Below are 25,677 nucleotides of genomic sequence, written 5' to 3'. Positions count from 1 at the left end.
CGGGCCTGCGCGCCCTCGCTCCGGCGAGGGGCGACCACCTTCATCCGCGACGCGCCGTTCGGCGTGTCGTGGTTGGCGTACTCCCCGATCTCCGCTAGGTTAGGCAAGGCTTACCTAAGGTTCGGAGGTTCTGGGATGGGTGACAGCCACAGCTGGACGGCCGTGCCCGGCGCGGCGGAACGCGCCCGGTCCGTGCTCGCCGCCTCGTGGTCGTGCGCGGTGACCGCGGACGGTGGACGCGAGGAGTTCGTCGGCGCGCACACCGTGGGCGAGGACGGGCGGGTGTGTCTGTACGTGCCCGAGGACAGCGCCCTGCTCACGGCCGCGATCTGCGCACCCCGCGGCGAGCCCTCCGCCGTGCTGGAGTTCGCCGACGTGGCGCCCGTCCCGGTCCGCGGCCGCATCCGCGCCCGGCTCTGGCTGGCGGGCTGGTTCTCCCCGGTCGAGGACCACCTCGTCTTCCACCCCACCCGCGTGGTGCTGAAACAGCCCTCCGGCGCGGTCGTGGTCGACCTCGACGACTTCGCCGCCGCCGCCCCGGACCCGCTCGCCACCGCCGAGGCCCACCTCCTCACCCACCTCGCCGACTCCCACCCGGACGCCGTCGAGCGCCTCACCCGCCTCGTCCAGTCCGACAGCCTGCACGGCGCGGTCCGCGTCCAGCCGCTCGCCGTGGACCGGCACGGACTGACGCTGCGCATCGAGCGCGCCCGCGCCCACGGCGACGTACGCCTCCCCTTCCACGCGCCCGCCGACGACGTCGGCCAGCTCACCGAGCGCATGCACGTCCTGCTCACGCAGGCCGCCGCGGCCGCCTGCCCGCGCGCCCTACAGCGGCAGCGCACAGACGGCGACTGCTGACGGATACGGCTCGCCCGCGCGGCGCAGTCCGCCGTCGGCGCCCACCGTGAACACGCTGACCGTGCCGGAGCGCTGGTTCGCCGTGAACAGCAGCCCGCCGTCCGGTGACAGCGCGAGCTGACGCGGGAACTCCCCGCCCACCGGCACCGTCCCGAGCAGCCGGAGCCGCGCCCCGTCCGCCTCCACCGCGTACCGCGCGACGGTGTCGTCCCCCCGGTTCGCGAGGAAGGCGTACGCGCCGTCCGGGGTGACGGCGAACTGCGCCGGATAGTTCTCGGCCGCCTTCGCCCCGGTCGGCTGCGGCCGCCCGACGGTCAGCCGCCCGCTCCGCGCGTCGTAGGCGCAGACCGCGACCGTGTCGTCGACCTCGTTGGCGAGGTACGCGTACCGCCCGCCGGGGTGGAAGGTGAGATGGCGCGGGCCCGCGCCCGGCCGGGTGTGCGCCTGCGCCACCTCGGTCAGCGTGCCCGCCCGCTCGTCCAGCCGGTACGTGTAGACGGTGTCGGTGCCCAGGTCGACGGCGAGGACGTGCCCGCCGTCCGGCGCGGTGACCACCTGATGCGCGTGCGGCCCGTCCTGACCCGGTCCCGGCGCCGGACGCCGGTGGGCGACCAGGTCGGTCCGCTCGCCGAGCGCGCCCGAGGCCTCGATCGGGTGGACGGCGACCGTGCCCGAGCCGTAGTCGGCGCTCAGCAGCCAGCGCCCGCCCGGATGCACCGACAGATGGCAGGTGTGGGCGCCGCCGGTCGCCGCGCTCCCGAGCACCGTCCGGTCCGCGATCCGCACGGCGGTGACGGCCCCGCTCGCCCGCTCCGCCACGGCGTACAGCGTCCGGCCGTCCGGGTGCGCGGCCAGACAGGACGGGTCGGGCACCCCGGTGACGGTCGCGCCCACCTCGACGGCGCCCGTACCCGGGTCGTACGTCCCGAAGCCGACGCCCTCGCCGCCGTCGGGCACCGAGGTGTAGGTGCCCAGGTACAGCGGCCGGGGGCCGGACGCCTCCGGCGCGGTGCCCGGCGCGGCCGAGGACGGGGCGGGCGCGCCGCTCGCCTCCCCGACCGGCCGCGCCGCCGGGTCCGTGCCCTCGCCGCAGCCCGCCACGGCCGGGAGCGCCGCGACAGCCGCGCCCGCGCCGAGCGCCCCGACGAACCGCCGCCGGCCCCAGCCGCCGCGTCCCGCCGTCGTCCTCTCGCCCATCCCGCGCACGCGCACCTCAGGTCGTCGTCCGTCACAGCCGTGACCGCCACCCTGACGCGCCGGCGCCCCGAACGCAAAGGCCGTCCGGCCCGAACACCGGCCCCGGCACTCCTGCCGCGGCTACCAGTCGCCGTCCTGGACGGGCTTCCCCGGCGCGTCCCCCAGCGGCTTCACCTGGGAGGGGCCCGGCTCCTGCCAGGGGTCGAGGTCGTCCCCGATCCACTCGCCGACCGGCGCGACACCGCCCAACGCGTTCGCGGGCGCCAGATCCTCGGCGTCCTCGTCGTAGTAGTCGAACCAGGGGAGCCCCGCCGCCGTGTAGGCCGCCCGGTCGACCGGGGACGGCGGGGGCGCCTCGCCGGTGACGCGGCGCCACTGCGGCGGCGTCACCAGATGCACGAAGACCCGCCCGGCGGGCTCCGCCGCCCAGTCCGACAGGGGCCGTTCGTCACGGTAGATCTCCTGCCGCATCGAGCCGCCCACCCCCAGCCCCATGGCCGGGGCGGCGCTCCGGGGCGCGGCCGGGACGGCACCCGGCGCGGACGGCGGCCCACCGGGACCGCCCGCCGCCATCGCGACCGGCCCGCGCCGCCGCTCCCCGAGCCGCCGCTGCGCCGCCCGCCACTCGGCCAGCCGCTCCTCCCGCAGCCGGAACGGCTGCAACTGGACCCCGCCCCACACCTCCTCGCCGGTCACCTGGCCCTCCACGGTCGCCCCCAGCCCGAGCGGCACCGCCACGAACTGGCGCACGGTGCCCCGGCCCGCGTTGATGCCGTCCAGCCACGGCTGCCGGGGCAGCACCAGATAGTTCTGCGGGTCACGGGCCAGCCGGTCGCTCCACGGCCGCCCCGACACCGCGCACACCTTGCCCACCCCGACCTGGAGCGCCGCCGGTTCGGTCGAGCCCCCGAAGCCGAGCCACATCGCCTCCCGCAGATACACGGGCAGCATCACCCCGCCGCGCGCCCGCCACTCGGCGGGCGAGGTGTCCGGATAGTCCGCGACCCGGCGGACCGGGAACTCGCCCAGCCCCGGCGGCAGCGGATGCTCGCCGCTCTCCGGCAGCCGCAGGGTCCGCATGAAGCGCACCGCGACCCCGCCCGGCAGCCGCAACGTGTTCCCGTCGATCCGCACACCGCCCGCGCCCGCGCCCGCATCGGCGCCGTCGGGTGTCCTGTCGCCGTCCGTCATGTGCTCCGTCCCCTCGCGCTCGCCCGTCACCGCACGCGGCGACCGCTCCCGCGGAGGCCGTCTCCCTCAGGAACGACCGGAGCGGCCCCGCCGGTTCCTGCGCAGCCGCTCCGGCAGCCGCAGCCAGCCGTGCAGCCGCCTGCGCAGCCGGTACACGCGGGGCAGGCGGCTCTCGTCCTCGCGGGTGGCCCGGTCCAGCTCCTCCAGCAGCCGCTGCGAACGGTGCTCGGTGTCGAGTTCGTCGATCATCCGGTTGACCTCGGTCAGCACCGCGCCGTGCAGCTGCCACTGCCGGGCGTCCTGCTGAAGCCGGTCCAGCAGCAGCTGGGCCAGCTTGTCGCGGGTGGCGGCGGCCTGCCGCAGCTCCGCGGTCAGCCGGGACTCGGCCGCGTCCGCGTTGGCGCTGACCGAGGTGGTCACCAGCACCGCGAAGCTGACCACCGCGTCGGCGATCTCGGACAGCAGCCGCTCCAGCGTGGCGCCGGTCTCCTCCGGGAACAGCGGCTCCGGCTCCCGCTCCTTCGCCAGGTCGGTCAGGGTGCGCGCCAGCACCCGCAGGACGACCGTGCAGATCTCCAGGGTGTCCAGTCCGGTGCGCAGCACCACCCGGTGCAGGACGCCCTCCCGCACCCTCGGGTTGAGCCGCAGGCTGTCCTCGGCCTGCCGCAGCGCCGCGTCGGCCTCGACGATGTCGTGGTCCAGCCGCCGCGCCTCGTGCAGCCGCTCGGCGGCCACCTCGGAGGGGGTGCGTCCGGCGGCCTCCTCACCGACGCGCAGCATCAGCTGCCGGACCCGCCGGGCCAGCTCCTCGATGGACTCGCCCGCCTCCTCCACCCACACCGGGGGCGCCACCAGGAGGTTGATCCCGAGTCCGACCACGGCGCCGATCAGGGTCTCCAGGACCCGCGCCCAGGCGGTGTCGCCCACCGTGGTCACACCGAGGACCAGCATGGCGCTGATCGCCACCTCGGGGACGTACTCGTCGACCCGCACCAGGTGCCCCACGCCGAGCGAGGCCACGATCAGCAGCGCCAGGCTCCACCAGGTCAGACCGACCAGGAGGCTGAACGCGATGGCGACGAGCACCCCCGCCACCACCGCGTTGACCCGCCGCACCCCGTTGGTGAGCGTCGCGTACAGGGTGACCTGGACGACCAGCAGCGCGGTGAGCGGCGCGGTCAGCGGGGCCTTCTCCGGGCTGAGGTGCAGGGCGATGACGTAGGCGATGGTGGCCGCGGCGGCGGAGCGCAGCGCCTGGACGACCACGGGCTCCCGGTGCCGGCGCGCGAGTTTCAGGAGCGGTGCGGCACGCTCACGTACATCTGGCATCCCCTGGCCCGTTCCCGTTCCTCAGGCGACTCGAACGTCCCTTCTGATCAATCCGATCAATCTGATCAAACGGCATCTCGCGCCGCCGCGCATCGCCGTCGTGCATCGCCGTCCTGCTTCGACATCGCGCATCGCCACCGCGGCCCTCCGGCCGTCAGCGGCCCGTGCCGTCGTACAGCTTGTCCAGGAAGGCGTGCAGGTTGTGCGTCGTACGGGCGATCTGTTCCTCCTGGGTGAGGCTCTCCTCGAACCGGCCGCCCGGCTGAGCCGCCTTGCGGCCCCGGACGTAGAGGGAACAGTCCAGGTCCGTGCACATGTAGAGGCCCACGGAGTTGCCCTCCCGGCCCGCGGTGCCCGCCTTGCGCGCCGTCATCAGCGCCACCCCGCCGCCGGGGTGGGTCGTCAGGCACAGCGAGCACATGCTGCGGTGCAGAAACCCGCGCCGGTACGCGGACGACCGCAGGGTGATCCCCGTCGGGCGGCCCCCGCGCTCGGTGACGACGTAGCTGCGGTCCGGAGCGCCGGGATCGCGCCAGCCGAGGAAGTCGAGATCGTCCCACGGGCGCTCGCCGAGGTCGCGGGGCAGGGCGATGCGCGCGGCCTCGCCCTTGGAGCAGTTGACGAAGGAGCGGCGGATGACGTCCTCGGTGAGGGGCTTCATGGTGATTCTCCTGACGTGCACTCTCGTACTTTTCCTAGGCTGCCTAGGTTGTCGCCTAGTCTAAATTGCGCACGAGGTCATGCCAAAGCGTTTTTCACCTCACCTCATGGGTCTCCCGTGTGGCACCGGGCACACGGCCGTTTCTTAGCTCACATCGTGAACTAAGGGTTGGAGGAATGTCGCGCCAGGCCCGTCCGCAGCGGTATGTTGCAGGTCGAGCAGGGTCGAAGGGGGCCACATGGCAGGGCGCAACGGGCGTACGGTACGCGATCTCAGGCGGGCCAACCGCACGGCCGTCCTCCAACGGCTGTACTTCGACGGACCCCTCAGCCGCTTCGAACTCGGCCCGGCCACCGGTCTCAGTTCCGGCTCGGTCAGCAACGTCGTCGCCGATCTCGTCGCCGACGGCCTGGTCGAGGAGGCCGGCAGCGTCGACTCCGACGGCGGCCGGCCGCGCACCCTGCTGCGGGTGGCGCCCGCCAGCGGCCACATGATCGGCGTGGACGTCGGCGAGACCCGGGTCCGCGTCGAGCTGTTCGACCTGACCCTCACCGAACTCGCCCGCGTGGAACTGCCCCTCGAACAGCGTCGCTACGAGGTCGACGGCATCGTCGGCCACATCCGCGACGGCATCGCCGAGGCCCTGGCCGCCGCCGGGCTCGGCGCCGAAGGGCTCCTCGGGGTCGGCATCGGCGTGCCCGGCATCGTCGAGCGCGGGCCCGAGCACGGCGCGGTCGTGCACGGCCAGACCATCGGCTGGAACGCGGTCCCCCTGGAGGAACTCCTCCGCGAACGCTGCCCGCTGCCCGCCAGCGTGCCGTACTTCATCGACAACGGCGCCAAGACCCTCGGCCAGGCCGAGATGTGGTTCGGCGGCGGACGCGGGGCCCGCAACGCCTGCGTCGTCCTCTTCGGCTCCGGTGTCGGCGCCTGCCTGGTCACCCCCGAGGTGGAGCAGGGCCGGGCCGTCGAGTGGGGCCATCTCACCGTCCGGGTGCGCGGGCGCCGCTGCCGCTGCGGCGCGCTCGGCTGCCTGGAGGCGTACGCCGGGGCGGAGGCCCTGCTCGACCGGTGGCGCGAGGAGGGCGGCGAGCCGCCCTCGGGCACGGACGAGGAGACCGCGATGACCGCGATGCTCGCCGCCGCCTACCCGGTCGACGGCGTCCCGGACCCGGTCGCCCTCGCCGTCCTGGAGGAGACCGCCGAGTATCTCGGCGCCGGGCTCTCCGACCTGATCAACCTCTTCCAGCCCGAGCGCATCCTCATCGGCGGCTGGGCCGGCCTCCAGCTCGGCACCCGATTCCTGCCCGCGGTACGCCGTCACGCCACCGCCTACGCGCTGCGCCACCCCGCGGAGAAGGTCACCGTCGAACTCGGGCGGCTCGGCCCCGACGCGGTGACCGTCGGCGCGGCCATCCTGCCCCTCGCCGACTTCTTCTCCCGCGGCGGCCGCCGCCCCGAACGGGAACCCAGCGGCCCGCTCCCCGCCTGGCGCACCGCCCTGCAGGAACGCGCCCCGCACTGACCCCGTCACCCCCCGGCAGATCCCGGCCCGCGTCGGCCTCACCCACCTCCGCCGCCCCGTGGTTTCACCGCGCCCGCCGGTGGTACCCGCCGCTCCCTGCCCGCACGACGCGGGCGACCGTGAAGGGAGCGGACCGTGGACGACCACCGTCTCGAAGGGCCGGGGGAGAACGGCAACCCCGTCCCGCGCGACCTGCCCGACCAGCAGGCGGGTGCCGGGGACGACCCGTGGGAGGCGCCGTCGGCCCCGGAGAAGACACCGGCGGCGCGCGACGAGGACACGGCGGAAAACTCCGACGACACAGCCGAACCCCCGGACGCCGACGACACCCCCGACCCCGACACCCCGGACACCGACGAGGCGGGCACCGGCCGACGCGGCGCCCCGCACGCCGCCACCGTCCACCCCGAACACCCGACCCCCGACGAGTCACCGGCCTGACGCCCGGAGAGCGCGGCGAGGACGGCATCCGGCCCGGCGGGCGAGGAACCCGGCCTTCCGGGGTCCGGTCGTTCGGGCTCCGGTCCTTCCGGGCAAAAGAAGAGCCCCGACCGGACGGGGGAATCACGGTCGGGGCGGTCTGTGGTGGACGTGCACGGCGGTCGCCTCTCGGCGATGCGCTCCACAGGGCTTCAGCCGAACGATCGTCCCTGTGGGCAGAAGGTGAGGCCCGGGGACACTGTCCCGTCCACGCCCACGGTCTGTTCAACGGCGAACCACCTCCCGGTGTTCCCGGCTCTCCGCCCACCTGCCGTGACGTGGGTCACCGGGACGGTTGCGCCGGGTCCGGGCCGCTCAGGACCGGGCATCGCGGGGGACGGACGGAGCCCCGGTCACGCCAGCGGGCTGTCCGCCAGGTGCGCCAGCAGGTCGGCCGGGTCGGCGTAGACCGCCTCCGCGCCCGCCTCCTCCAGGTCGGCGCGGGCGATGCCGCCGCAGAGCACGGCCACGCGGCGCACCCCGGCGCGGCGGCCCGCCTCCATGTCCCACACGGTGTCGCCGACGAACACGGCGCGCGAGGCCGGTACCCCGGCCAGCTCCAGGGCGTGCTCGACGGGCTCGGGGGCGGGCTTGCCCTCCGACACGTCGTCCGCGCTCGCCGTCGCGGTGATCGCCTCGTCGGCGTCGAGGGCGGCGCGCAGCGCGCCCAGTTCCGCGCCCCCGGCGGAGGTGGCGAGGACGACCGTCCAACCGTCGCCGTGCAGCCGCTTCAGCAGCGCCGAGGCGTCCCGCAGGGCGGGCAGCCGGTCGAAGTACTGGCCGTAGAGCGCCTTGTGGGCCGCGCTGATCCCGGCGTCCTGGTCCCGGTCGCGGTCCTCGCCCAGCACATGGGCGAGGAGGTCGGTCGAGCCGAGTCCGATCGCCCGGTGCAGGGCGTGCGTGGGAACACGGTGACCGGCCTGCCGCAGCGCCTCCCACCAGGTCACCACGTGCAGGTGGTTGGTGTCGACCAGTGTTCCGTCGACGTCGAAGACGGCGGCGCGGTCCATCCGGGATTCCCTTCTTCGGGGACGCGCCGGGTCTCCGGGCGCGTCGTCCAGTGATCAGCTCCGGGTACCCCGGTCAGGGGCGGGCACCCGCCCCTCCCGCGTCCAGGCCAGCAGGTCCGGCAGCGGCCAGGTGTTCACCACCCGCTCCGGGGGCACTCCGCACTCCTGCGCGCGGGCGCAGCCGAGGATCTGCCAGTCCAGCTGGCCCGGCGCGTGCGCGTCCGTGTCGACGGAGAACAGCGTTCCCGCCTCCACCGCGCGCCGCAGCAGCCGCCGGGGCGGGTCCAGCCGTTCCGGCCGGCTGTTGATCTCCACGGCCGTCCCGGACTCGGCGCAGGCCGCGAAGACCTCGTCCGCGTCGAACCGCGACTCGGGCCTGCTCCGCCCGGTCACCAGGCGTCCGGTGCAGTGCCCCAGGATGTCGGCGTGCGGATCGCGGACGGCGTTCACCATGCGGCGGGTCATCTCCCGCGCGTCCATCCGCAGCTTGGAGTGCACGGACACCACGACGACGTCGAGCCGCTCCAGCAGTTCCGGTTCCTGGTCGAGGGTGCCGTCGTCGAGGATGTCGCACTCGATCCCGGTGAGCAGCCTGAACGGCGCCCAGGTCTCGTTCAGCCGCGCGACGACGTCGAGTTGGCGCCGCAGCCGCTCCGGCGTGAGCCCCCGGGCGACCGTCAGACGCGGAGAGTGGTCGGTGAGCGCCGCCCAGGCGTGGCCGAGCGCGATCGCCGTACGGCCCATCTCCTCGATCGGGCTGCCGCCGTCCGACCAGTCCGAGTGCAGGTGGCAGTCGCCGCGCAGCAGCGCCCGCAGCTCCGCGCCGCCCTCGGTCAGCGGGCCGCCGGACTCCTCCTCCAGCCGCCGCAGGTACTCCGGGACCCGCCCGTCCAGCGCCTCCCGCACCACCTGCGCCGTCTTCGGGCCGACGCCCTTCAGGGACTCCAGGCTTCCCGCGTCCGCCCGCCGCCGCACCTCACCGGCGGGCAGCCGCCCGAGCACCCCGGCCGCCGTGCGGAACGCCCGCACCCGGTACGTCGGCGCGAGCGAGCGCTCCAGCAGGAAGGCGATCCGGTCCAGCGCCTCGACGGGCTCCATCGCCACCTCCTGGACCCAGGGTTCCCCACCGGCGCCCGCTCCGCACGACGAGGCGGCACGGGGGCGTGCGGTGGTGTGCGGTGGTGGTGCGGTGACGTGCGGGCCGGTCCACGCCTGTTCGTCAGGGAATCCAATGAATCATTTTGTTCTGTTCCGATTTACTCTCTATTCCATGACCGAAATCGCGAGCCCCTACCTGCCCCACCCCCGGGTCACGGTGCTCGGGGTGCAACCCGGCGCGTCGCCGTTCCGCATCGTGGAGATCGACGGCGAGGTCGTCGGTACGGCACGGGCCGCCACCGACGTGCTGGAGACCGCCGCCGCCTTCGGCATCACGATCCACGACCTCGACGACCCGGACGCCGTGCGCTGGGTGGGCGGCGACCGCTACCACTGGAGGCCGCGCACACACTGACGGCCGCCGACAGGGTCGGCGGTCGTCGGAGCGGGGACGCGGGTCAGGCGGTCTGACGGGCCGGCCGGCGCTTCCTGGCGTGCACCGCGCGGCTCATCCGGCGGCCCAGCAGCAGGTAACCGATCAGCGCGCCCGAGGTGTTGAGGATGACGTCGTCGATGTCGAAGGCGCGCCCGGTCACCAGGGCGCCCTGCGCGACCTCCACGAGCAGCATCACCGTCGCGGTCAGCAGCGCCACCCGCAGCACCCCGCGCGTCCGGGGCGCCACCACCGGCACCAGCACCCCGAACGGCACGCCGAGCAGGATGTTCCCGCCGATCTGCTTGACCGCGTCGCGCAGTTCGGGCTGGTTGAGGTAGGCCTCCAGCGACCGGCCGGGGTGCAGGTTGGTGTGGATGAGGGACTCGGAGGCGGGGGACGGCTCCAGCGTCAGCCGGGCGAGCACGACCGCGAAGGCCACCATGAACCCGAACGCGATCAGCATCGCGAGCAGCCGCAGCGGGAGGGGCAGCGGGCGGCGCTCGTCCTTCCCGGAGCGCCGGTCCCGGTCCCGGTCCCGTTCCCTGGCCTCGGCCTTGGCCCGCCGCTCGGCGGCCTTCCGCTCCCGCCTGCTCTCCCGCGCCGGCGCGGCCGGGCGCGCGGCCTTCGGCGCCGGCTCCGCCGCGGCCGGGCGGTCACGGAACGGCGTACGTGCCCGCAGCGCGGCCGCACGCGTACTGAGGGCTGCACGGCCCATCTGGTCCTCCAGGGTTCAAGTTGCCTGCGTGAGGGGGCGGTTACCCCCGAACCTCCGGACAATGCCGGGCTTCCCCGGCGACGTCGCCGGGACGGCCCGGCGACGCTCGCGGCCCTCCCCGCACCCGGTTCAGGTGCCGTAGGTGACCTGGACCTCCTCGAAGCCGAGGGAGCGCAGCAGGCCCTTGAGCATGCCGGTCGTGTTGGTCTCGGCGCGCTTGGTCAGCTCGCTCTCCTTCGCCGCGTCCCCGATGTGCCGGACCGCGAGCTTCTGCACGGCCTGCTCACCGTTGGGGTTGTCGGAGAACAGGTCGCCGAGCCGGTCGAACAGCCCGCGCTGCTTGGAGACGGCGTAGGACCGGTCGGGGTCGAGGGCGGGCTTGCCGAGCGCGGCGTGCGGCAGCTTGAGGGTCGCGCTGGTGCGGTCCTCGTTCACGGTGACGTCCTTGTCGGTGACCTTGCCCAGGTCGACGTACGCGTCCACGCTGCCCGCGCCCACGTACAGGGTGCGGCTGCCGCGGAGCGCGTCCGGGAGGTACTTGGCGTCCTTCTCCAGGTCCACGACGACCTGGAAGTTCCCGGAGGCGGCCTCGTAGCGGCTCATGTCCTGGATGGACTCCAGCAGGGCGGGGCCCGACCGGTCGCGGGTCTCGGTGCCGAACACGTCCTTGAGGCCCGGCAGCAGGCTGAACCGGATGCCCGCGAACAGCACGGCGAGCACGGCCACGACGGCGATGAGCACCTTGGCCCATCCTGGCAGGCGCCCCGGGAGGCGCTTGATGGCAGTCGTCATGTCGACGGCCCTCCTTCCTGCTGAGCGGCTTCCCGCCAAACTTCTTGGCAGACGGGCTTGTTGAGAACCTGTGACAGACGTCGCCACGGCCTGCGGCCGACCCCTCCTCACCCGGACGGCGGTACGGGCTCCACGGGGCCGCGGGCCGTGTCCGGCGGGGGCGGCCGTCCCCGGTACCCGCCTCTCCCGGCCGTCCGGTGACCTGTGCGGGTGACGGGACGGGTGGGATCGGACAGCATGGAGGGGCCCGCCGGACCGAGGTCACCCGAGGAGCCCCGTGCGCGACATCTCCGTGTTCAGCGGCAGTGCCCACCCCGAGCTGGCCGCCGAGGTCTGTGCCCACCTGGGGGTGCCGCTCAGCCCCACCCGCGTGAGCCGGTTCGCCAACGACTGCCTGGAGGTCCAGCTCCAGGCCAACTGCCGCGAACGGGACGTCTTCCTGGTCCAGCCGCTGGTCCGGCCGGTCCAGGAGCACCTGGTCGAGCTGCTGCTGATGTGCGACGCCGCGCGCGGCGCGTCCGCCGGACGCATCACCGTCGTCATGCCGCACTACTCGTACGCCCGCTCCGACAAGAAGGACGCGCCGCGCATCTCGCTGGGCGGGCGGCTCGTCGCGGACCTGATCGCGGCGGCCGGGGTGCACCGGGTCCTCGCGATGACACTGCACTCGCCGCAGGTCCACGGGTTCTTCTCGGTGCCCGTGGACCATCTGCACGCGCTGCGCGAGCTGGCCGCCCACTTCCGCCGCTACGACCTCAGCCGCACCACCGTCGTCTCACCGGACCTGGGCAACGCCAAGGAGGCCGCCGCCTTCGCCCGGCTGATCGGCGCGCAGGTGGCGGCGGGCGCCAAGCAGCGGTACGCCGACGACCGGGTCACCATCAGCACGGTGATCGGGGAGGTCGCCGACCGGGACGTGATCGTCCTCGACGACGAGATCGCCAAGGGCAGCACGGTGCTCGAACTCCTCGACAAGCTGCGGGAGTCGAAGCCGCGGTCGATACGACTGGCCTGTACGCACGGGCTGTTCGCGGCGGGAGCCCTCAAACGGCTCGGCGAGCAGCCGGACGTGCTGGAGATCGTGTGCACGAACACGGTGCCGCTGCCCGCGGAGGAGTGCGCCCCGTACGCGGAGAAGCTGCGCGTCCTGTCGATCGCGCCCGCCCTCGCGGAGGCCGTACGGCGCATCCACAACGGGGAGTCGGTGAGCGCGCTGTTCGACGCTGCGCGCGAGGTCTGACCGGGGTGGGGCGGGGTGGCGTGGGGCGCAGGAACGGGGGAGGGGAGGGGGAAAGCGGCTGGTCATGGCCCTGGTGAGGGGCATGCTCCTGGCCGCGGTCATAACGAGCCGGACGCCGCCTCGGGCCGCCGCAGGGCCGCCTCCAGGGTCGGGGCGGGCGGCAGCAGCCGGTGCAGTCCGGTGGCGCGCAGGACGCGCAGGGTCAGCGGGTGGGCGCAGACGAGGCGCAGATCGCCGTCGTGGTCCAGCACCCGGCCGCGGGCGCGGTAGAGCAGGCGCAGCCCGGAGCAGTCGAGGAAGTCGATCCGGCTCAGGTCGAGGACTACTCGGGGTGCGGGGCCCGTCGTGGCGTCGTCCAGATGCGGCCCGATCTCGGTGGCGGCGACGATGTCGATCTCACCCCGGAACTGGAGCACCGTGTACCCGCGGTCCTCCAGGACCCGCAGATGCGGGGTGTCCGCGGCGGCTTCCTGCTGCACGACGACATCGCCTCCCACACAGCTCCACCGGTCGGGAGCGTTCAACGGCGGGGGAGCGCACAGCAGTTCCCCGCTTGAGCAAGCTACCCCCGATGGAGTGAATTTCAGCATGTGTGATTGACATATGTCTTCGAAATCATGTCGTGTCTCGGTCGAATTTTATCGGCCGGTGAACAAATCGGACCGTATAACGAAAGGGTGGGAACGGTCCACCGTTCCCACCCACTCCGTCGCGCACCGCCGGGTACGTCTCAGTCGACCGTGAGGACCAGCTTCCCCGTGGTCCGGCCGGTGTCGCCCAGGGCGTGCGCCTCGGCGGCGTCGGCGAGCGGGAAGGTGCCCGCGATCGTGGCGCGCAGGCTGCCCGCCTCGACCAGCTCGGAGATCCGGCGCAGTCCCGCCCGGTCGGTGTCCACCAGCATCCGTACCGCCCGCACCCCGAGCCGTTCGGCCTCGTCGTAGAACGTCCGCGAGCCGACGGGCAGGATCGAGACCACCACGCCGCCCGGCCGCAGCACCGTCAGCGAGCCCGTCGAGGTGCTGCCGCCGAGGGTGTCCAGCACGACGTCGACGTCCTTCACCGCCTGGGTGTAGTCGGTCTCCCGGTAGTCGATCACCTCGTCGGCGCCCAGCTCGCGCAGGAAGCCGTGCTTGGCCGCGCTCGCGGTGCCGATGACGTGGGCGCCGCGCTCCTTGGCGAGCTGCACGGCGACGTGCCCGACGCCGCCCGCCGCCGCGTGGATGAGCACCCGCTGCCCGGCCTCCAGTCCGGCGACCTCGTCCAGGGCCTGGAGGGCGGTCAGCGAGACCAGGGGCAGGGCCGCCGCCTGGACGTGGTCGATCGAGGCCGGCTTGTGCCAGAGGGCGCGGACCGGCGCGATGACGTACTCGGCGTGCGAGCCGTGGCCGTGCGGGTACGGCAGCATGCCGAAGACGTCGTCGCCGGGCGCGAAGGCGGCGACCCCGATGCCGACCTCCTCGACGGTGCCGGACACGTCCCAGCCCAGCACGAACGGGGGCTTGCCGAGGAAGCCGCCGGTGGCCCGGTGCTTCCAGTCGGTCGGGTTGAGGGCGGCCGCCCGCACCCGGACCAGTACCTCGTTGGGGCGCGGCTTCGGCCGCTCCACCTCCTGGAGCTTCAGTACCTCGGGACCGCCGAGGACGTCCTGTCGAATGACCCGCATCGTGCGCTCAGTGCTCATGGGACCCGAGCCTGCCAGGGCGGCTCCCCACCCGTAACTGGCATGAATGCCAGTCTCCGATAGAATCGTGCCATGCGTGTGACGGAGCGGAACAACGGACTCGTGGACCGGTGCGGCGAGGCCGGGGGTGCCGGTGGCGCGGGGAGGGCGGGGGAGCCCGAGCGGGTCGTCGTCCTCGCCCTCGACGGCGTCTACCCCTTCGAGCTGGGCATGCCGAGCCGCATCCTCGGCGCCGCCGACGGCCGGTACTCGGTGGTGACCTGCACGGTCGACGGGCGACCGGTGCGCACCAACGCGGACTTCACCGTCGGCGTCGAGCACGGCGCCGAAGCGCTGGAGGCGGCGGACACGGTGGTCGTCGCACCTGTCGCGCCCGCGCGCGTGCCCCCCGACCTGCCGGACGCCGTCGCCGCCGCGCTCGCCCGGATCCCCCCGGACGCGCGCATCGTCTCCATCTGCACCGGCGCCTTCGTGCTCGCCGCCGCCGGTCTCCTCGACGGCCGCCGGGCCACCACCCACTGGCAGGTCGCCGACGCCTTCCGCCGCCGCTTCCCCCATGTCGACCTCGACCCCGACGTCCTGTTCGTCGAGGACGGCCGGATGCTGACCTCGGCCGGCGCCGCGTCCGGGGTGGACGCCTGCCTGCACCTCATCCGCACGGACCACGGCAGCGACCTCGCCAACACGGTCGCCCGGCGCTGTGTCGTCCCCCCGTTCCGGGACGGCGGGCAGGCGCAGTTCATCGAGCAGCCGGTGCCGGAGGCGGGGCCCGCGAGTACGGCGGCCACCCGGTCGTGGGCGCTGGAGCGGCTGGGGGAGCCGCTCACTCTCACCGACCTCGCCGCGCACGCCCGGATGAGCCTGCGGACGTTCGCCCGGCGGTTCCACGACGAGGTCGGGCTGAGCCCCGGGCGCTGGTTGATCCAGCAGCGGGTGGCGCATGCGCGGCATCTGCTGGAGGCGAGTGATCTCACGGTGGATCAGATCGCGGGGCGGGTGGGGTTCGCGACGGGGGCGTCTCTGCGGCAGCATCTGCATGCGGCGATCGGCGTCTCCCCGCAGGCCTATCGGAAGACGTTCCAGGCGGTCAGGTAGGGGGCTGTTGGGTTGTGCGGGTAGGCGCAGGTGCTGTGCGCGGTTCCTCGCGCCCCTGGAGGGGTGTGCCGACTCCCGGCCGGGCTGTGACCGTCGGCCGCGACCGCTGCGCGCGGTTCCTCGCGCCCCTGAGGGGGTGTGCCGACGCCCGGCCCGGCTGTGACCGTCGGCTGCGACCGGCGTGCGCGGTTCCCCGCGCCCCTTGGGGGCGCGTGTCGCTCGGCTGCCCGGCCACGCCGGGTGCTGGGCGGCGGGCGGTGCGTGCCGCTTGGGGGCGCGGGGAACCGCGCACGGGGTGTGTGCCGACAGCGCGTTGGGGGCCGGGGCGCGTGTTGCTCGGCTGTCCGTTCATGCCGGGTCCCGGGCGGCGGGCGGTGCGTGTCGCTTGGGGGCGCGGGGAACCGCGCACAGGGCGGGTGCCGACGGCGCGTCCGGGGGCCCACCCCGTCGGGTGGCTACCGGCTGGCGTGCAGCGCGACCAGGAGTTGCCAGACCTGGTCGGCGATCTCCTCCGGGGTCGCGTCGAGGAGGCCGTGGAGCCAGTCGGCGAGGACGCCCGCGAAGGTCGCGGCGACGGCGGACGCCACCAGCGCCGCGTCCGCCGCACCCGCCCGCTCCCGCTCACGTCGGCTGTACTCCCGCAGGTCCCGGTGGAGCACCAGGCCGAGCGGACCGCCGCCGCCCGGTGTCATCAGGCTGCGGTAGAGCCGTAGGTGTGGGGTGAGCGAGGCGAAGAAGCCCGCGAGGGCGGCGGGCGCCCGCCGGGGATCGGGGCGGCCCTGCCAGGAGTGCAGCGCCTCGACGGCCTCGCGCACGACGTCCGCGCAGGCGTCGACGGCGAGGGCCTCCAGATCCTCGTAGTGGACGTAGAAGGTGGCCCGGCCGACGCCCGCCCGGCGGGCCAGCGCGGCAACGCCGATCTCCTCCAGGGGGCGCTGAGCGCACTCCTCCAGCAGCGCGGTGCGCAGTCGGGCACGGGTGCGGGCCGCCCGCGGGTCCTCGGGGCCGCCGCGGATCACTGCGCCACGAGGACGGCGGCGAGCGCCACCGCGCCGGGCAGGGCCTGGGCGAACAGGATGCGCCGGTTCGCCGTGGCGGCGCCGTAGAGGCCCGCCACGACCACGCAGGACAGGAAGAACACCTGGGCACGGTACCCCGTCGGGTCCGCGGCGATCAGTCCCCAGACCAGGCCGGCCGCCAGAAACCCGTTGTAGAGGCCCTGGTTGGCGGCGAGCGGGGCGGTGGCCTCGGCCATCGCCGGGTCCAGGCCGTGCAGCGAACGCCCCGGCTTCCGCTGCCAGAGGAACATCTCCAGCACCAGGATGTACACGTGCAGTGCGGCGATCAGCGCCACCAGGACGGTCGCGACCGTATCCATCTCGTTCTCCCATGGGCTCCCGCAGGCGGCCGGTCGGCGCGCACACGCGGCGTTGTCTTGGACACCCGTCCATATTTCTTGGACGGGTGTCCACTATAACTGGACAGGTGTCCATGAAGTAAAGGGGTGCGCGCGGACGGTCGTTCCCGGGCGAACGGGGTATCCGCAGGGTCCCGGGGGCGGTGCGGGACCGCCCGCCGGACCGATCCGGGAGGGGACGACACGACATGGCACTGGTGAAAGCGGGCGTCGTGGTGCTCGACTGCGCCGAGCCCGAGACGCTCGCCGAGTTCTACAAGGGGCTCCTGGACGCCGAGGAGACCGCCACGACCGCCAACCTGATCGAGATCCGGGGCGCCGACGGCACCCGGCTGGCCTTCCGCCGGGACGCGAACGCGACTCCGCCGAGCTGGCCCCGGCCGGAGAACTCGCTCCAGGCCCACCTCGACTTCCTCGTCGACGACCTGGACGAGGCGGAACGCGTCATCGTCGGCCTCGGCGGACGCCCGCTGGAGGCACGGGTGACCTCCGGCCCGCTGGAGGAACGCGGCTACGCCGACCCGTCCGGACACTCCTTCACCCTGCGCCGGACCACGTCCACCGCCCCCAAGCAGGGCTGACGGGCCACGCGACACAGGGGTGAGGCCCCCGGGAACCGTCCCCGGGGGCCTCACCCCTGTCCGTGCCGTCCGTCCCGGCCGAGTCTCAGTCCCGGCCGCCCTTGTCCTTCACGGGCCAGACGCCGGTGGACCGTTCGATGGCCTTCGCGCCCGTACGGTCCGCGGCGCTGCGCACCGCCGCGAAGATCGCGCCCTGGACGGCCGCGGCGAGGATCACCTCGCCCCAGCCGCGGTCCCGGTCGAGGGCGTCGGGCGCGTCGTCCTCGTGCCGGACCACCTTCCAGACCTTGCGGAACGCCATCGCCGCGAGCGTGCCGCCCGCCCAGCCGAAGACGAACCCGACGGGTTGGTAGACGAGGGGGAGTTTCTGCTTCTTGCCCACGGGTGCCTCCGATGTTCTGTGCCCGTTCGGGCAGGTTCTTCAGTTCCTTACGGTGCCGGCGGGAGCCGCCGGGACGCTGCCGGACCGGGCCGGGCCCGTACCGGGTCCGCGCGGTCCGTACCTCGGTGCACGCGTTCCCCATTTCGCGCGAACGGCACGGCCCGCGCGCGGTCGGATGCGGCATTCGGCGGAGCCCGCCGCGCGTCGCGGGGCGGACAGGACGGTGCGGACACGGCGCGGGGCGCCAGAGAGCCCCGCCGCGACGGGGGAGCGCGGCGGGGCCTGACTGTCCGTTGCCCGGCACGGAGCCGTCCATGCCTGCGGCGAGCAGATTTTTCTACGGGATGTCCCGCGCGATCACCGCCGCGCGCCGTCACGGGGGAGCGGCGCGCCCCGGCTCAGTGACCCTCGGACGGCTCCAGCACGAAGACCGGGATCTCGCGGTCGGTCTTCTTCTGGTACTCGGCGTACTGCGGGAACGCGGCGACCGCCCGCTCCCACCAGCGGGCCTTCTCCTCGCCGGTGACCTCACGCGCCGTCAGGTCCCACGTCCGCGTGCCGTCCCGCAGCTCCACCCGCGGGTCGGTCTTCACGTTGAAGTACCAGACCGGGTGCTTGGGGGCCCCGCCGAGCGAGGCGACCACCGCGTACTGCCCGTCGTGCTCCACCCGCATCAGCGGCGTCTTGCGGAGCTTCCCGCTCTTCGCGCCGCGGGTGGTCAGCAGGACGACCGGCATCCCGGTGTCCTGGAGCGTGGTCCCCTTGGTACCGCCGGAGCTCTCGTACAGCTCCACCTGCTCGCGCACCCACTGGGTCGGGCTCGGCTCGTACTCGCCCTCAAGAGGCATGGTGTCGATTCCCCTTCTTGTCGCTTCGTCGTGTGTCGTGCGTCGTGTGTCGTCGTGCGGGCTCGCGCGACGATCCGCAGCGTGCCGTTCCAGTCAACACCCGTACCCCCGCGAATCATCCGCACCGCGCATTACCTCGCGGGTCATCGCGTCGGCCACCCGCCCGCGCCAGACTCGTCGCACCGCACCGCACCGCGCCGTACCGCGCCGTACCAGGGGCGCGGTGCGCCCGACGAGAGGGCCCACCATGACGCACGCCGCCGCTCCGACCACCCGGTCCGTCGTCGACGACCTGCTGCGCCGCATCGCCGAGGGCGACCCCGAGCGGATCGCCGCCCGCTACGCCGAGCGGACCGACTGGCGGCTGAGCTGGCCGGACGACGAGCACGGGCGCCCCGCCACCCCCTGGATACGGCACCGGGCCACCCGCGCCGACGTCGCCGACCACTACCGCGCGCTCGCCGCCCACCACCTGCCGACCGGCGCCGGCACCCGGATCGAACGCGTCCTCGTCGACGGCGCCGACGCCGTGGTCCTCGGCGAGATCCGGCAGACCGCCGCGCCCACCGGCCGCCCCTACCGGGCCCGGTTCGCCCTGCACCTCACCGTCGAGGACGGCCTCGTCGTACGGCACCACGTCTACGAGGACAGCCTGGCCGTCGCCCGCGCCTTCGCGGACTGACCGGCCGCCCTACGCCACCGTCCGCACCGCCAGCACGGTCATCACGCCGCTCGACACCAGCGCCGTCACCAGCCGCCCCCGGTGACCGGTCAGCGCCCGCCCGAGCAGGGACCCGCCCCCGGCGAGCAGCACCTGCCAGCTCGCGGACGCGACCAGCGCCGCCAGCACGAACACGCCCCGTTCCAGGGGCTCCACGGCGGACCCGGCGCCGCCGCCCAGAACCAGGGCGGCGAAATACACCACCGTGGCCGGGTTGAGGAGGGTGAGGCCGAACAGGCTCAGGAAGGCGTGGGCCGGGCCCGGCGGGTCAGGCGCCGAACGCGTGGCGAGCCGTCCGGCCCGGTACCGGCGGACGGCCCCCGCCGCGTTCCACACCGCCAGCGCCAGCAGTACCGACGCCGAGATCCAGCGCAGCGGCCCCAGCACGGGCCGCAGCGCCGCCGCCACCGCCGTACCGCCGACCGTGGCCACCAGGGCGTACAGCCCGTCGGCGGCGGCCACGCCCAGCGCGGCGCACACCCCCGTACGCCACGGCACGCGGGCGGACAGCGACACGAGATACGTCCCGATCGCGCCGACGGGGACGGCGATGCCGTACCCCGCGACCAGACCGGCGACGAACGCGCCGGTCACCGGAGCGCGGTGCCAGGCCTCCCGGAACGGCCGGCCCGCTGTCGCCGCCGCGGACAGCGGTCGGCGGCGGCGGGCGGATGCGGGAGGCTGCGCGAGGACATGCCCGCATCCTGCGGGCGCGAGCGACCACCGGGCAACGGAATATCCGCCGCCCGCCCAGGCCGCGTCGGCTACTTCAGCAGCGCGCAGACGAAGTCCTCCTGGATCGCCCGCAGCCGCGCCAGCCGCTCGGGCGCCAGCGTCTTGTTGATCTGCGTGGTCACCGAGAAGGTCAGCGAGCGGCTGCCGTCCGGGGTGGCCGCGATGAGCTGCGTGTAGCCGGGGAAGTTGCCCGTGTGGCCGAGCACGACCCCGCAGCGCGTCGCGTAGCGGAAGATCCCCAGACCGGCCGTGTTGCGGCCCGGCCCGGCCGGTTCCGAGGCGCCCTCGACCCACCGGCGCTGCTCCCGCACCACGTTCGCGCCGTAGAGGGCGCCGCCCGCGTAGCCGCGGACGAAGCGCGTCATGTCGGCGGGCGTGGACACGATCCCGCCCGACGCCCACACCCCGGACGCGCTGAGGACCTCGCTGATGTCCTCCGGCGGCGCGGCCGGGTCGGCCGGGTCGACGTCGTAGCCGTGCAGATAGGGCTCCGGCATCCGGTAGCCCTGCGGCAGGGTCGTGTTCCTCAACTTGAGCGGCCGGTACACGAGTTCACGCAGCAGCTGCTCGTACGGCGTGCCGGTGACGGCCTCCGCCATCAGGGCCACGGCGATGTTGTCCGAGTTGGAGTACTGGTACCGGCTGCCGGGCCGGAAGCGCAGCGGCTCGTCGGCGACGTAGTCCAGGAGCCGCCGGGAGTCGAAGCGGTGCCGGGGGTCGGCGGTGAGGATGTCGAGGAACTCCTGGGACTCCGTGTAGTCCGGCAGACCACTGGTGTGGTTCAGGAGTTGACGGAGCGTCACTTTGTCCCAGGCGGAGGGGAGTCGGGGCAGGATCTTGCGGAGGGTGTCGTCCAGCCGGAGGGCGCCGTGGTCGACGAGGGTCAGCGCCACCGCGCCGCTGAATGCCTTCGCGGTACTCGCGATCCGCATGTGGTCATCGGGCGTCGGCGGCCTGCCGGTGGCCACGTCGGCGACGCCCGCGCGCACCACCCGGCTCTCCCTCCCCTCGCGCAGCACCGCGATGATCCCGGGCGGACCGCCGGGGCTGCGGACGAACTCCGCGATCCGGCGCTCCAGCGCCCGGTCGCCGGGGTGGCCTGCACCGCCGCCGGAGGCGGTTCCCGCGTCGGCCGACGCGACCGCAGGAGCGAGCGCGCCGAGGCAGAGGGAGAGGACGGTCAGGGCGCGCGCGCGAGGCCGGTGCCCGGCACGGCGGGAGGGGACGGAACTGTGGGAGGGGACGGAACTGCGGGACATGGATGCTCCTGGAGACGCGAGGGGCGAACCGGTCGAAGCGGAGACAACCGGATGCGGTGGGGGAGGGGTGGGGACGGCGCGGACGGCAGAGGTGAACGGGTGCGGCGGGGGGACGCCGCCGCGGGCCCCAGCCTTCCGGGGCTCCCCGTCCCGCGCCCGTCGCGTTGCTGCACACGGCCCAGCACCGCCCCTCCGATCCAGGCGAACACCTGTTCAGTAGGGTGCCGACGTGACCGCACAGGACGAACAGCCGCCCTTCCTCTACGTCGTCGTCTGCGCCGCGGGCATCGCCGCGGACGTCGACCGTCTGATCACCGCCGCCCAGGACCGGGGGTGGCACGTCGGCGTCTTCGCCACCCCCTCCGCCCTGAACGGGTTCTTCGACGTCGACGCCGTCGAGGCACGCACCGGACGCCCCGTCCGCTCGGCCTGGCGCCGCCCCGGCGACCCGCGGCCCTTCCCGGCGCCCGACGCGGTCGTGGTCGCCCCGGCGACCTTCAACACCGTCAACAAGTGGGCGGCCGGCATAGCCGACACCCTCGCCGTGGCCACTCTGTGCGAGGCGCTCGGGCTCGGGGTGCCCATCGGGGTGCTGCCCCGCGTCTCCGACGCCCTGGCCGCCCACCCGGCCTACCAGCACAGCCTGATCCGTCTGCGCGAGGCGGGCGTCCGGTTCGGCCACCCCCACGAGGGCGGGGACTTCGGCTGGGAGCGGGCACTCGACCTGGTGGAGTGAGCGGCGGCCGGACCGGCCGATACGCTGCCGAAGCGGCCCGCCCCACCCGTCGTCCGGGCACTTCAGCCCCCCCCGGCAACCCACGTCAGGAGCAGCAGCCATGCAGTACGTGAAGCTCGGTTCCACCGGTCTGGACGTCTCCCGGATCTGTCTGGGCTGTATGACCTACGGCCTCCCCGACCGCGGCGCGCACGCCTGGACGCTCGGCGAGGACGCGTCGCGCCCGATCATCCGGGAGGCCGTGGAGGCCGGGGTCACCTTCTTCGACACGGCGAACGTCTACTCCGACGGCACCAGCGAGGAGATCGTCGGCAGGGCGCTGCGCGACTTCGCCCGCCGCGACGAGATCGTCCTCGCCACCAAGGTGCACGGCCGGATGCGCCCCGGCCCCAACGGCGCGGGCCTGTCCCGCAAGGCGATCCTCACCGAGATCGACCACAGCCTGAGCCGCCTCGGCACCGACCACGTCGACCTCTACCAGATCCACCGCTTCGACCCGCACACCCCGGTCGAGGAGACGATGGAGGCGCTGCACGACGTCGTGAAGGCGGGCAAGGCCCGCTACATCGGGGCGAGTTCGATGTACGCGTGGCAGTTCGCGAAGATGCAGCACACCGCCGAACGGCACGGCTGGACCCGCTTCGTCTCCATGCAGAACCACTACAACCTCCTCTACCGCGAGGAGGAGCGCGAGATGCTCCCGCTCTGCGCCGACCAGGGCGTCGGCGTGCTCCCCTGGAGCCCGCTGGCCCGCGGCCGCCTCACCCGCGACTGGGGCACCGACACCGGACGCAGCACGCAGGACGCCTTCGGCAGCCGTCTCTACCCGGACGGCGACCGGGCCGTCGTGGAGGCCGTCGGCCGCGTCGCCGACGCCCGCGGCGTCCCGCGCGCCCAGGTGGCACTCGCCTGGCTGCTCCGGCAGGACACCGTGACCGCCCCGATCGTCGGCGCCGCCACCTCCGGACACCTGCGGGACGCCCTGGCCGCGGTCGACCTGACGCTCACCGACGAGGAACGGACCGCGCTGCAACAGCCGTACGTCCCGCACGCGGTGGCCGGTCACTAAGGCCCGTACGACAAGTCCCGGACAACAAGTCCCGGACAACAAGTCCCGTACGACGCTCGGGCACCGCGGAAAAGAACCGGAATACACCCGCTGTTCAACCTCTTCGCGTGCTTTTGACTTCGCGTCAAAAAAGCGTGCCTGAAGGGGCAAGGAGGACAGGCGGAATCTCTTGTTCTGCCTGCTTCGCCTGTGCAAGGGTGTCACGTGTCGGCACACGGACAGTAAGATTTCCCGATCCGTGCGCACGAGACGTCTCCCGAACAACACACCCCCCGTTCCAGCAGTGCTGTTTCCGGTGGACGTCCACGGTGCCGAACCCTGTTCCACAAATCCCGTCTCCCTGACGACGGGTGTACGTGTCGAGCGTCAGACGCACCGAACCGCGGCGCCTGGTACGTACTTTCGTTGCCGTGATTCCCCGGGAGGAATGCAGCCGTGAAGGACGCAGGCCTGTCGAATTCCCCATCGGCGCGCCGCTTCGACGTGACGGACGTGCAACTCAGCGCCGAACTGAAGAACTGGACGGGAGCGTCGCCCGCGCTGCATCCCGTCGGTGAACTCCTCGACCGGCACTGGGAGGCCGCCTTCGCCTACGCGCGGCTGTGCGCGGACGGGGAGCGGGCGGCGGGCATGCTCACCACGGCCGCCTTCACCCGCCTCTTCGGGGAGACCCTGCGGCAGAACGGCCCCAGCGCCGCCTGGCGCCCCCACCTCCTGCTCACCGTGCGGCGGATCGCCGCCGAGTGGGACTCCGACGGCCGCCGCGACCTGCTCCACCCCGACCTGCGCGCCGCCGAGGGCGACAGCGAGCGCCTTGCCGCCCGCCTGCTGCCCCCCGCCAACCGGCGCCTGCTGTCCCGCGCCTTCCACCGGCTGCCGCAGTCCGCGCGCTGTCTGCTCTGGCACACCGAGATCGAGGCCGAGCCCCTCGCGGTGCCCGCCGGACTGCTCGGGCTGGAGGAGGACGGCGCCGCCGTCGAACTGCGCCGCGCCCGCGAGCGGCTGCGCGAGGAGTGCCTCCAGGTCCACCGCGAGCAGGCCGTCGACGAGGAATGCCAGCGCTACCACCGGCTCCTCGACGTCACCTGCCGCCGCGGCGGCACCGACCTCGACCCCGACCTCCGCGCCCACCTGGAGGGCTGCCGGCACTGCCTGCACACCGCGGAGCAACTGCGCCGGTTCGAGACCGGGATCGGCACCGCGCTCGCGGAGAGCGTCCTCGGCTGGGCCGCCGAGGCCTATCTGCGGGCCCGTACCGAGCCGACCCGCGACGAGCGGGTCCTCGCGCCGCCGCCCGCCGAGCGACTGGCCGCCGTGGGCGAGGCGTTCACCGTCGAGATGCCGGTGGGCGGCACACCCGGCACCGACCACGCGTCCGGCACCGACCACGCGTCCGGCGCGCCCGCGATACCCGGCGCGCCCGCCGCGTCCGGCCTGCCCGCCGTGGTCCCCGCACCCCCGGTTGCCTCCGACGCGCCGGGCGTCCCGCAGCCGGACGGTCCGCACCGCCGCTCAGGCCGGGCCCGCCGTCCGGGCACCGATCTCGTGCCGGTCGCGTCCGCCGGGTCCGGCGCGGGCCGCCGCCCGGCGTCCAGCCGTAGCGCGCAGAAGGCGAACCGCCGGGCCCGCCGTCGCAACCTCGCCCTCGCCGTGCTCACCGTGAGCGGCCTGGTCGTCCTGCCGCTCGTGCTCTGGTCCACCCTGTCCGGCAGCGACCGGGACGCGGCGAGCGCCGACGACTCCCCGGTCACCCCCGGCAAGGCCCCCTCCGACCCCGCCTGGGTGGGCATCGGCGACGAGCCCCAGGGCACCCTCCGGGGCAGCCTCCACAACGTCTCCTCCGGGCTCTGCATCGGCATCATCGGCAAGCAGGCCGCCAAGGGCGCCGAGACCGAGGTGACCAAGTGCTCCGGAACGCCCGCCCAGCAGTGGTCGTACGAGCCCGACGGGCTGCTCCGCAACGGCGCCGACCCCGGCCTCTGCCTCGACTCCGGCCTCGGCTACTCGGTGCGGCTCGCCACCTGCACGGGCGCCGGAGACCGCGGCGCCAAGAGCGTCCGCTACGACTTCACCCTCCAGGGCACCCTGGTGCCGCGCTCCGACCAGAACCTCGCCCTGGCCCCCGCCGCCACCGACGGATCGGGCGCCCTCGTCCTGAAGAACCGCACCGACAGCGGCGCCCAGCGCTGGGTGATCGACACCTCGCAGCCCGACCCCAAGATGCAGAGCGTCAACTGGGACCTCGACGGCGCCGCCCCCCGCGCCCCCGTCCCGGCGCCCTCCGCCTCCCGGACCCCGGCACCCGGCCGTACCACCCCGACCCCGTCCGCCGCGCCCCGTCCGCCCGCCCCGGCGCCCGTCACCCCACCGCCGCCCGCTGTGACGTACCCCCCGATCTGCCGTGAGGACGCCCGGGGCGAGTGCGTGTCCGGCGGCCAGGACGGCGGCTGGTACCCGGACGACGACTACGACGACGGCTACGGCTACGGCGGTGGCTACGACGACGGTTACGGGTCCGGTTCCGACGGCGGCTCCCGCGGCGGGGGCGGTGGCGGTGGCGGTGGCGGGGGCGGGGGAGGCGGCGGGGGACGCTGACCCGCGTGCGTCGGCCGGGTCCG

27 protein-coding genes are annotated in these 25,677 nt (G+C 74.1%); 11 read left to right on the top strand and 16 right to left on the bottom strand.

The features are described 5' to 3' along the window. Window positions 1-135 precede the first annotated feature (135 nt). Complete coding sequence (locus ACIQPQ_RS35390; protein ID WP_401312492.1) at window positions 136-861, top strand: DUF2470 domain-containing protein; 726 nt, start codon at window positions 136-138, stop codon at window positions 859-861. On the opposite strand, the gene ACIQPQ_RS35385 is transcribed toward ACIQPQ_RS35390, so the two are convergent. The 4 genes from ACIQPQ_RS35385 to ACIQPQ_RS35370 form a co-directional block, all read right to left on the bottom strand. Continuing rightward, window positions 829-2,058: a lactonase family protein gene (locus tag ACIQPQ_RS35385; RefSeq protein WP_401312489.1), complete on the bottom strand. Its 1,230-nt coding sequence runs from the start codon at window positions 2,056-2,058 to the stop codon at window positions 829-831. The genes ACIQPQ_RS35390 and ACIQPQ_RS35385 overlap by 33 nt on opposite strands. Before the next feature lie 120 nt (window positions 2,059-2,178). Continuing rightward, window positions 2,179-3,249 carry a hypothetical protein gene (locus tag ACIQPQ_RS35380; protein ID WP_401312486.1) on the bottom strand — a complete coding sequence of 357 codons (1,071 nt, stop codon included), beginning with the start codon at window positions 3,247-3,249 and terminating at the stop codon, window positions 2,179-2,181. A gap of 66 nt (window positions 3,250-3,315) precedes the next feature. Continuing rightward, entirely contained in the window at window positions 3,316-4,578 is a 1,263-nt protein-coding gene (locus tag ACIQPQ_RS35375) for an FUSC family protein (RefSeq protein ID WP_401312483.1), read from the bottom strand. A gap of 154 nt (window positions 4,579-4,732) precedes the next feature. Further along, window positions 4,733-5,239 carry an FBP domain-containing protein gene (locus ACIQPQ_RS35370; protein ID WP_401312480.1) on the bottom strand — a complete coding sequence of 169 codons (507 nt, stop codon included), beginning with the start codon at window positions 5,237-5,239 and terminating at the stop codon, window positions 4,733-4,735. A 238-nt stretch (window positions 5,240-5,477) separates the two neighbouring features. Between ACIQPQ_RS35370 and ACIQPQ_RS35365 the strand changes: the two genes are divergently transcribed. Both ACIQPQ_RS35365 and ACIQPQ_RS35360 read left to right on the top strand, forming a co-directional pair. Next, window positions 5,478-6,764 carry an ROK family protein gene (locus ACIQPQ_RS35365; protein WP_401312477.1) on the top strand — a complete coding sequence of 429 codons (1,287 nt, stop codon included), beginning with the start codon at window positions 5,478-5,480 and terminating at the stop codon, window positions 6,762-6,764. 135 nt (window positions 6,765-6,899) lie between these two features. Continuing rightward, a complete protein-coding gene (locus ACIQPQ_RS35360; RefSeq protein WP_401312474.1) occupies window positions 6,900-7,205 on the top strand; it encodes a hypothetical protein in 306 nt (101 codons plus the stop codon). A 392-nt stretch (window positions 7,206-7,597) separates the two neighbouring features. Here the strand turns inward: ACIQPQ_RS35360 and ACIQPQ_RS35355 are convergent, their stop codons facing one another. Beyond that, window positions 7,598-8,254 (bottom strand): HAD family hydrolase, encoded by a 657-nt coding sequence (locus ACIQPQ_RS35355; protein ID WP_401312471.1) that lies wholly within the window; start codon window positions 8,252-8,254, stop codon window positions 7,598-7,600. Window positions 8,255-8,308: 54 nt separating this feature from the next. Next, window positions 8,309-9,352, bottom strand: a complete 1,044-nt coding sequence (locus ACIQPQ_RS35350) for a PHP domain-containing protein (protein ID WP_401312468.1) — start codon at window positions 9,350-9,352, stop codon at window positions 8,309-8,311. Window positions 9,353-9,524: 172 nt separating this feature from the next. Between ACIQPQ_RS35350 and ACIQPQ_RS35345 the strand changes: the two genes are divergently transcribed. Next, a complete protein-coding gene (locus tag ACIQPQ_RS35345) occupies window positions 9,525-9,767 on the top strand; it encodes a hypothetical protein (RefSeq protein WP_383778742.1) in 243 nt (80 codons plus the stop codon). Window positions 9,768-9,810: 43 nt separating this feature from the next. Here the strand turns inward: ACIQPQ_RS35345 and ACIQPQ_RS35340 are convergent, their stop codons facing one another. Both ACIQPQ_RS35340 and ACIQPQ_RS35335 read right to left on the bottom strand, forming a co-directional pair. After that, window positions 9,811-10,503: a VanZ family protein gene (locus tag ACIQPQ_RS35340; RefSeq protein ID WP_401312465.1), complete on the bottom strand. Its 693-nt coding sequence runs from the start codon at window positions 10,501-10,503 to the stop codon at window positions 9,811-9,813. A 129-nt stretch (window positions 10,504-10,632) separates the two neighbouring features. Then, window positions 10,633-11,295 (bottom strand): DUF4230 domain-containing protein, encoded by a 663-nt coding sequence (locus tag ACIQPQ_RS35335; RefSeq protein WP_401312462.1) that lies wholly within the window; start codon window positions 11,293-11,295, stop codon window positions 10,633-10,635. A 277-nt stretch (window positions 11,296-11,572) separates the two neighbouring features. Between ACIQPQ_RS35335 and ACIQPQ_RS35330 the strand changes: the two genes are divergently transcribed. Continuing rightward, window positions 11,573-12,535 carry a ribose-phosphate diphosphokinase gene (locus ACIQPQ_RS35330; RefSeq protein WP_401312459.1) on the top strand — a complete coding sequence of 321 codons (963 nt, stop codon included), beginning with the start codon at window positions 11,573-11,575 and terminating at the stop codon, window positions 12,533-12,535. 98 nt (window positions 12,536-12,633) lie between these two features. On the opposite strand, the gene ACIQPQ_RS35325 is transcribed toward ACIQPQ_RS35330, so the two are convergent. Together ACIQPQ_RS35325 and ACIQPQ_RS35320 are read right to left on the bottom strand one after the other, a co-directional pair. Further along, the gene (locus ACIQPQ_RS35325) at window positions 12,634-13,014 is read right to left on the bottom strand and encodes an anti-sigma factor antagonist (protein WP_383778750.1); all 381 of its coding nucleotides are present in this window, start codon (window positions 13,012-13,014) and stop codon (window positions 12,634-12,636) included. 251 nt (window positions 13,015-13,265) lie between these two features. Beyond that, complete coding sequence (locus ACIQPQ_RS35320; protein ID WP_401312456.1) at window positions 13,266-14,216, bottom strand: NADP-dependent oxidoreductase; 951 nt, start codon at window positions 14,214-14,216, stop codon at window positions 13,266-13,268. Window positions 14,217-14,288: 72 nt separating this feature from the next. Here ACIQPQ_RS35320 and ACIQPQ_RS35315 point away from each other — a divergent pair, with 72 nt between their 5' ends. After that, window positions 14,289-15,311 (top strand): GlxA family transcriptional regulator, encoded by a 1,023-nt coding sequence (locus tag ACIQPQ_RS35315; RefSeq protein ID WP_401312454.1) that lies wholly within the window; start codon window positions 14,289-14,291, stop codon window positions 15,309-15,311. Window positions 15,312-15,766: 455 nt separating this feature from the next. Here the strand turns inward: ACIQPQ_RS35315 and ACIQPQ_RS35310 are convergent, their stop codons facing one another. Together ACIQPQ_RS35310 and ACIQPQ_RS35305 are read right to left on the bottom strand one after the other, a co-directional pair. Continuing rightward, the gene (locus ACIQPQ_RS35310; protein ID WP_401312451.1) at window positions 15,767-16,330 is read right to left on the bottom strand and encodes a TetR/AcrR family transcriptional regulator; all 564 of its coding nucleotides are present in this window, start codon (window positions 16,328-16,330) and stop codon (window positions 15,767-15,769) included. Continuing rightward, on the bottom strand, window positions 16,327-16,689 hold the full coding sequence (locus ACIQPQ_RS35305) for a DUF1304 domain-containing protein (protein ID WP_383778756.1): 363 nt from the start codon (window positions 16,687-16,689) through the stop codon (window positions 16,327-16,329). Before ACIQPQ_RS35305 ends, ACIQPQ_RS35310 begins: the two co-directional genes overlap by 4 nt. 227 nt (window positions 16,690-16,916) lie before the next feature. Here ACIQPQ_RS35305 and ACIQPQ_RS35300 point away from each other — a divergent pair, with 227 nt between their 5' ends. Continuing rightward, a complete protein-coding gene (locus tag ACIQPQ_RS35300) occupies window positions 16,917-17,309 on the top strand; it encodes a VOC family protein (RefSeq protein ID WP_401312448.1) in 393 nt (130 codons plus the stop codon). Between the two features lie 85 nt (window positions 17,310-17,394). On the opposite strand, the gene ACIQPQ_RS35295 is transcribed toward ACIQPQ_RS35300, so the two are convergent. Together ACIQPQ_RS35295 and ACIQPQ_RS35290 are read right to left on the bottom strand one after the other, a co-directional pair. Continuing rightward, window positions 17,395-17,691, bottom strand: coding sequence for a DUF4235 domain-containing protein (locus tag ACIQPQ_RS35295; RefSeq protein ID WP_383778760.1), 297 nt, complete (start codon window positions 17,689-17,691; stop codon window positions 17,395-17,397). A gap of 398 nt (window positions 17,692-18,089) precedes the next feature. Further along, window positions 18,090-18,539, bottom strand: coding sequence for a nitroreductase family deazaflavin-dependent oxidoreductase (locus ACIQPQ_RS35290; protein WP_401312445.1), 450 nt, complete (start codon window positions 18,537-18,539; stop codon window positions 18,090-18,092). Window positions 18,540-18,786: 247 nt separating this feature from the next. Here ACIQPQ_RS35290 and ACIQPQ_RS35285 point away from each other — a divergent pair, with 247 nt between their 5' ends. Then, entirely contained in the window at window positions 18,787-19,221 is a 435-nt protein-coding gene (locus ACIQPQ_RS35285) for a nuclear transport factor 2 family protein (protein ID WP_401312442.1), read from the top strand. A gap of 9 nt (window positions 19,222-19,230) precedes the next feature. Here the strand turns inward: ACIQPQ_RS35285 and ACIQPQ_RS35280 are convergent, their stop codons facing one another. Together ACIQPQ_RS35280 and ACIQPQ_RS35275 are read right to left on the bottom strand one after the other, a co-directional pair. Next, window positions 19,231-19,854 (bottom strand): LysE family transporter, encoded by a 624-nt coding sequence (locus tag ACIQPQ_RS35280; protein WP_401312439.1) that lies wholly within the window; start codon window positions 19,852-19,854, stop codon window positions 19,231-19,233. Window positions 19,855-20,024: 170 nt separating this feature from the next. Beyond that, the gene (locus tag ACIQPQ_RS35275) at window positions 20,025-21,254 is read right to left on the bottom strand and encodes a serine hydrolase domain-containing protein (protein WP_401312436.1); all 1,230 of its coding nucleotides are present in this window, start codon (window positions 21,252-21,254) and stop codon (window positions 20,025-20,027) included. A gap of 229 nt (window positions 21,255-21,483) precedes the next feature. Here ACIQPQ_RS35275 and ACIQPQ_RS35270 point away from each other — a divergent pair, with 229 nt between their 5' ends. The 3 genes from ACIQPQ_RS35270 (at window position 21,484) to ACIQPQ_RS35260 (ending at window position 25,654) form a co-directional block, all read left to right on the top strand. Next, a complete protein-coding gene (locus ACIQPQ_RS35270; RefSeq protein ID WP_401312434.1) occupies window positions 21,484-21,990 on the top strand; it encodes a flavoprotein in 507 nt (168 codons plus the stop codon). Window positions 21,991-22,090: 100 nt separating this feature from the next. After that, complete coding sequence (locus tag ACIQPQ_RS35265) at window positions 22,091-23,059, top strand: aldo/keto reductase (protein WP_401312431.1); 969 nt, start codon at window positions 22,091-22,093, stop codon at window positions 23,057-23,059. 435 nt (window positions 23,060-23,494) lie between these two features. Further along, window positions 23,495-25,654: an RICIN domain-containing protein gene (locus tag ACIQPQ_RS35260; protein WP_401312428.1), complete on the top strand. Its 2,160-nt coding sequence runs from the start codon at window positions 23,495-23,497 to the stop codon at window positions 25,652-25,654. Window positions 25,655-25,677: the final 23 nt, after the last annotated feature.

The sequence above is a fragment of the Streptomyces sp. NPDC091281 genome, assembly GCF_044757425.1.
GTDB lineage: Bacteria > Actinomycetota > Actinomycetes > Streptomycetales > Streptomycetaceae > Streptomyces.
The sequence above is the reverse complement of the archived record's forward strand: the minus strand, read 5'-3'. Positions and strand labels throughout refer to the sequence as shown.

Coding starts and splice junctions, on each gene's coding strand:
- ACIQPQ_RS35390 (WP_401312492.1), top strand. CDS start 136: ATGGGTGACAGCCACAGCTGGACGGCCGTGCCCGGCGCGGCGGAACGC.
- ACIQPQ_RS35385 (WP_401312489.1), bottom strand. CDS start 2,058: ATGGGCGAGAGGACGACGGCGGGACGCGGCGGCTGGGGCCGGCGGCGG.
- ACIQPQ_RS35380 (WP_401312486.1), bottom strand. CDS start 3,249: ATGACGGACGGCGACAGGACACCCGACGGCGCCGATGCGGGCGCGGGC.
- ACIQPQ_RS35375 (WP_401312483.1), bottom strand. CDS start 4,578: ATGCCAGATGTACGTGAGCGTGCCGCACCGCTCCTGAAACTCGCGCGC.
- ACIQPQ_RS35370 (WP_401312480.1), bottom strand. CDS start 5,239: ATGAAGCCCCTCACCGAGGACGTCATCCGCCGCTCCTTCGTCAACTGC.
- ACIQPQ_RS35365 (WP_401312477.1), top strand. CDS start 5,478: ATGGCAGGGCGCAACGGGCGTACGGTACGCGATCTCAGGCGGGCCAAC.
- ACIQPQ_RS35355 (WP_401312471.1), bottom strand. CDS start 8,254: ATGGACCGCGCCGCCGTCTTCGACGTCGACGGAACACTGGTCGACACC.
- ACIQPQ_RS35350 (WP_401312468.1), bottom strand. CDS start 9,352: ATGGAGCCCGTCGAGGCGCTGGACCGGATCGCCTTCCTGCTGGAGCGC.
- ACIQPQ_RS35345 (WP_383778742.1), top strand. CDS start 9,525: ATGACCGAAATCGCGAGCCCCTACCTGCCCCACCCCCGGGTCACGGTG.
- ACIQPQ_RS35340 (WP_401312465.1), bottom strand. CDS start 10,503: ATGGGCCGTGCAGCCCTCAGTACGCGTGCGGCCGCGCTGCGGGCACGT.
- ACIQPQ_RS35335 (WP_401312462.1), bottom strand. CDS start 11,295: ATGACGACTGCCATCAAGCGCCTCCCGGGGCGCCTGCCAGGATGGGCC.
- ACIQPQ_RS35320 (WP_401312456.1), bottom strand. CDS start 14,216: ATGAGCACTGAGCGCACGATGCGGGTCATTCGACAGGACGTCCTCGGC.
- ACIQPQ_RS35315 (WP_401312454.1), top strand. CDS start 14,289: ATGCGTGTGACGGAGCGGAACAACGGACTCGTGGACCGGTGCGGCGAG.
- ACIQPQ_RS35305 (WP_383778756.1), bottom strand. CDS start 16,689: ATGGATACGGTCGCGACCGTCCTGGTGGCGCTGATCGCCGCACTGCAC.
- ACIQPQ_RS35300 (WP_401312448.1), top strand. CDS start 16,917: ATGGCACTGGTGAAAGCGGGCGTCGTGGTGCTCGACTGCGCCGAGCCC.
- ACIQPQ_RS35290 (WP_401312445.1), bottom strand. CDS start 18,539: ATGCCTCTTGAGGGCGAGTACGAGCCGAGCCCGACCCAGTGGGTGCGC.
- ACIQPQ_RS35285 (WP_401312442.1), top strand. CDS start 18,787: ATGACGCACGCCGCCGCTCCGACCACCCGGTCCGTCGTCGACGACCTG.
- ACIQPQ_RS35275 (WP_401312436.1), bottom strand. CDS start 21,254: ATGTCCCGCAGTTCCGTCCCCTCCCACAGTTCCGTCCCCTCCCGCCGT.
- ACIQPQ_RS35265 (WP_401312431.1), top strand. CDS start 22,091: ATGCAGTACGTGAAGCTCGGTTCCACCGGTCTGGACGTCTCCCGGATC.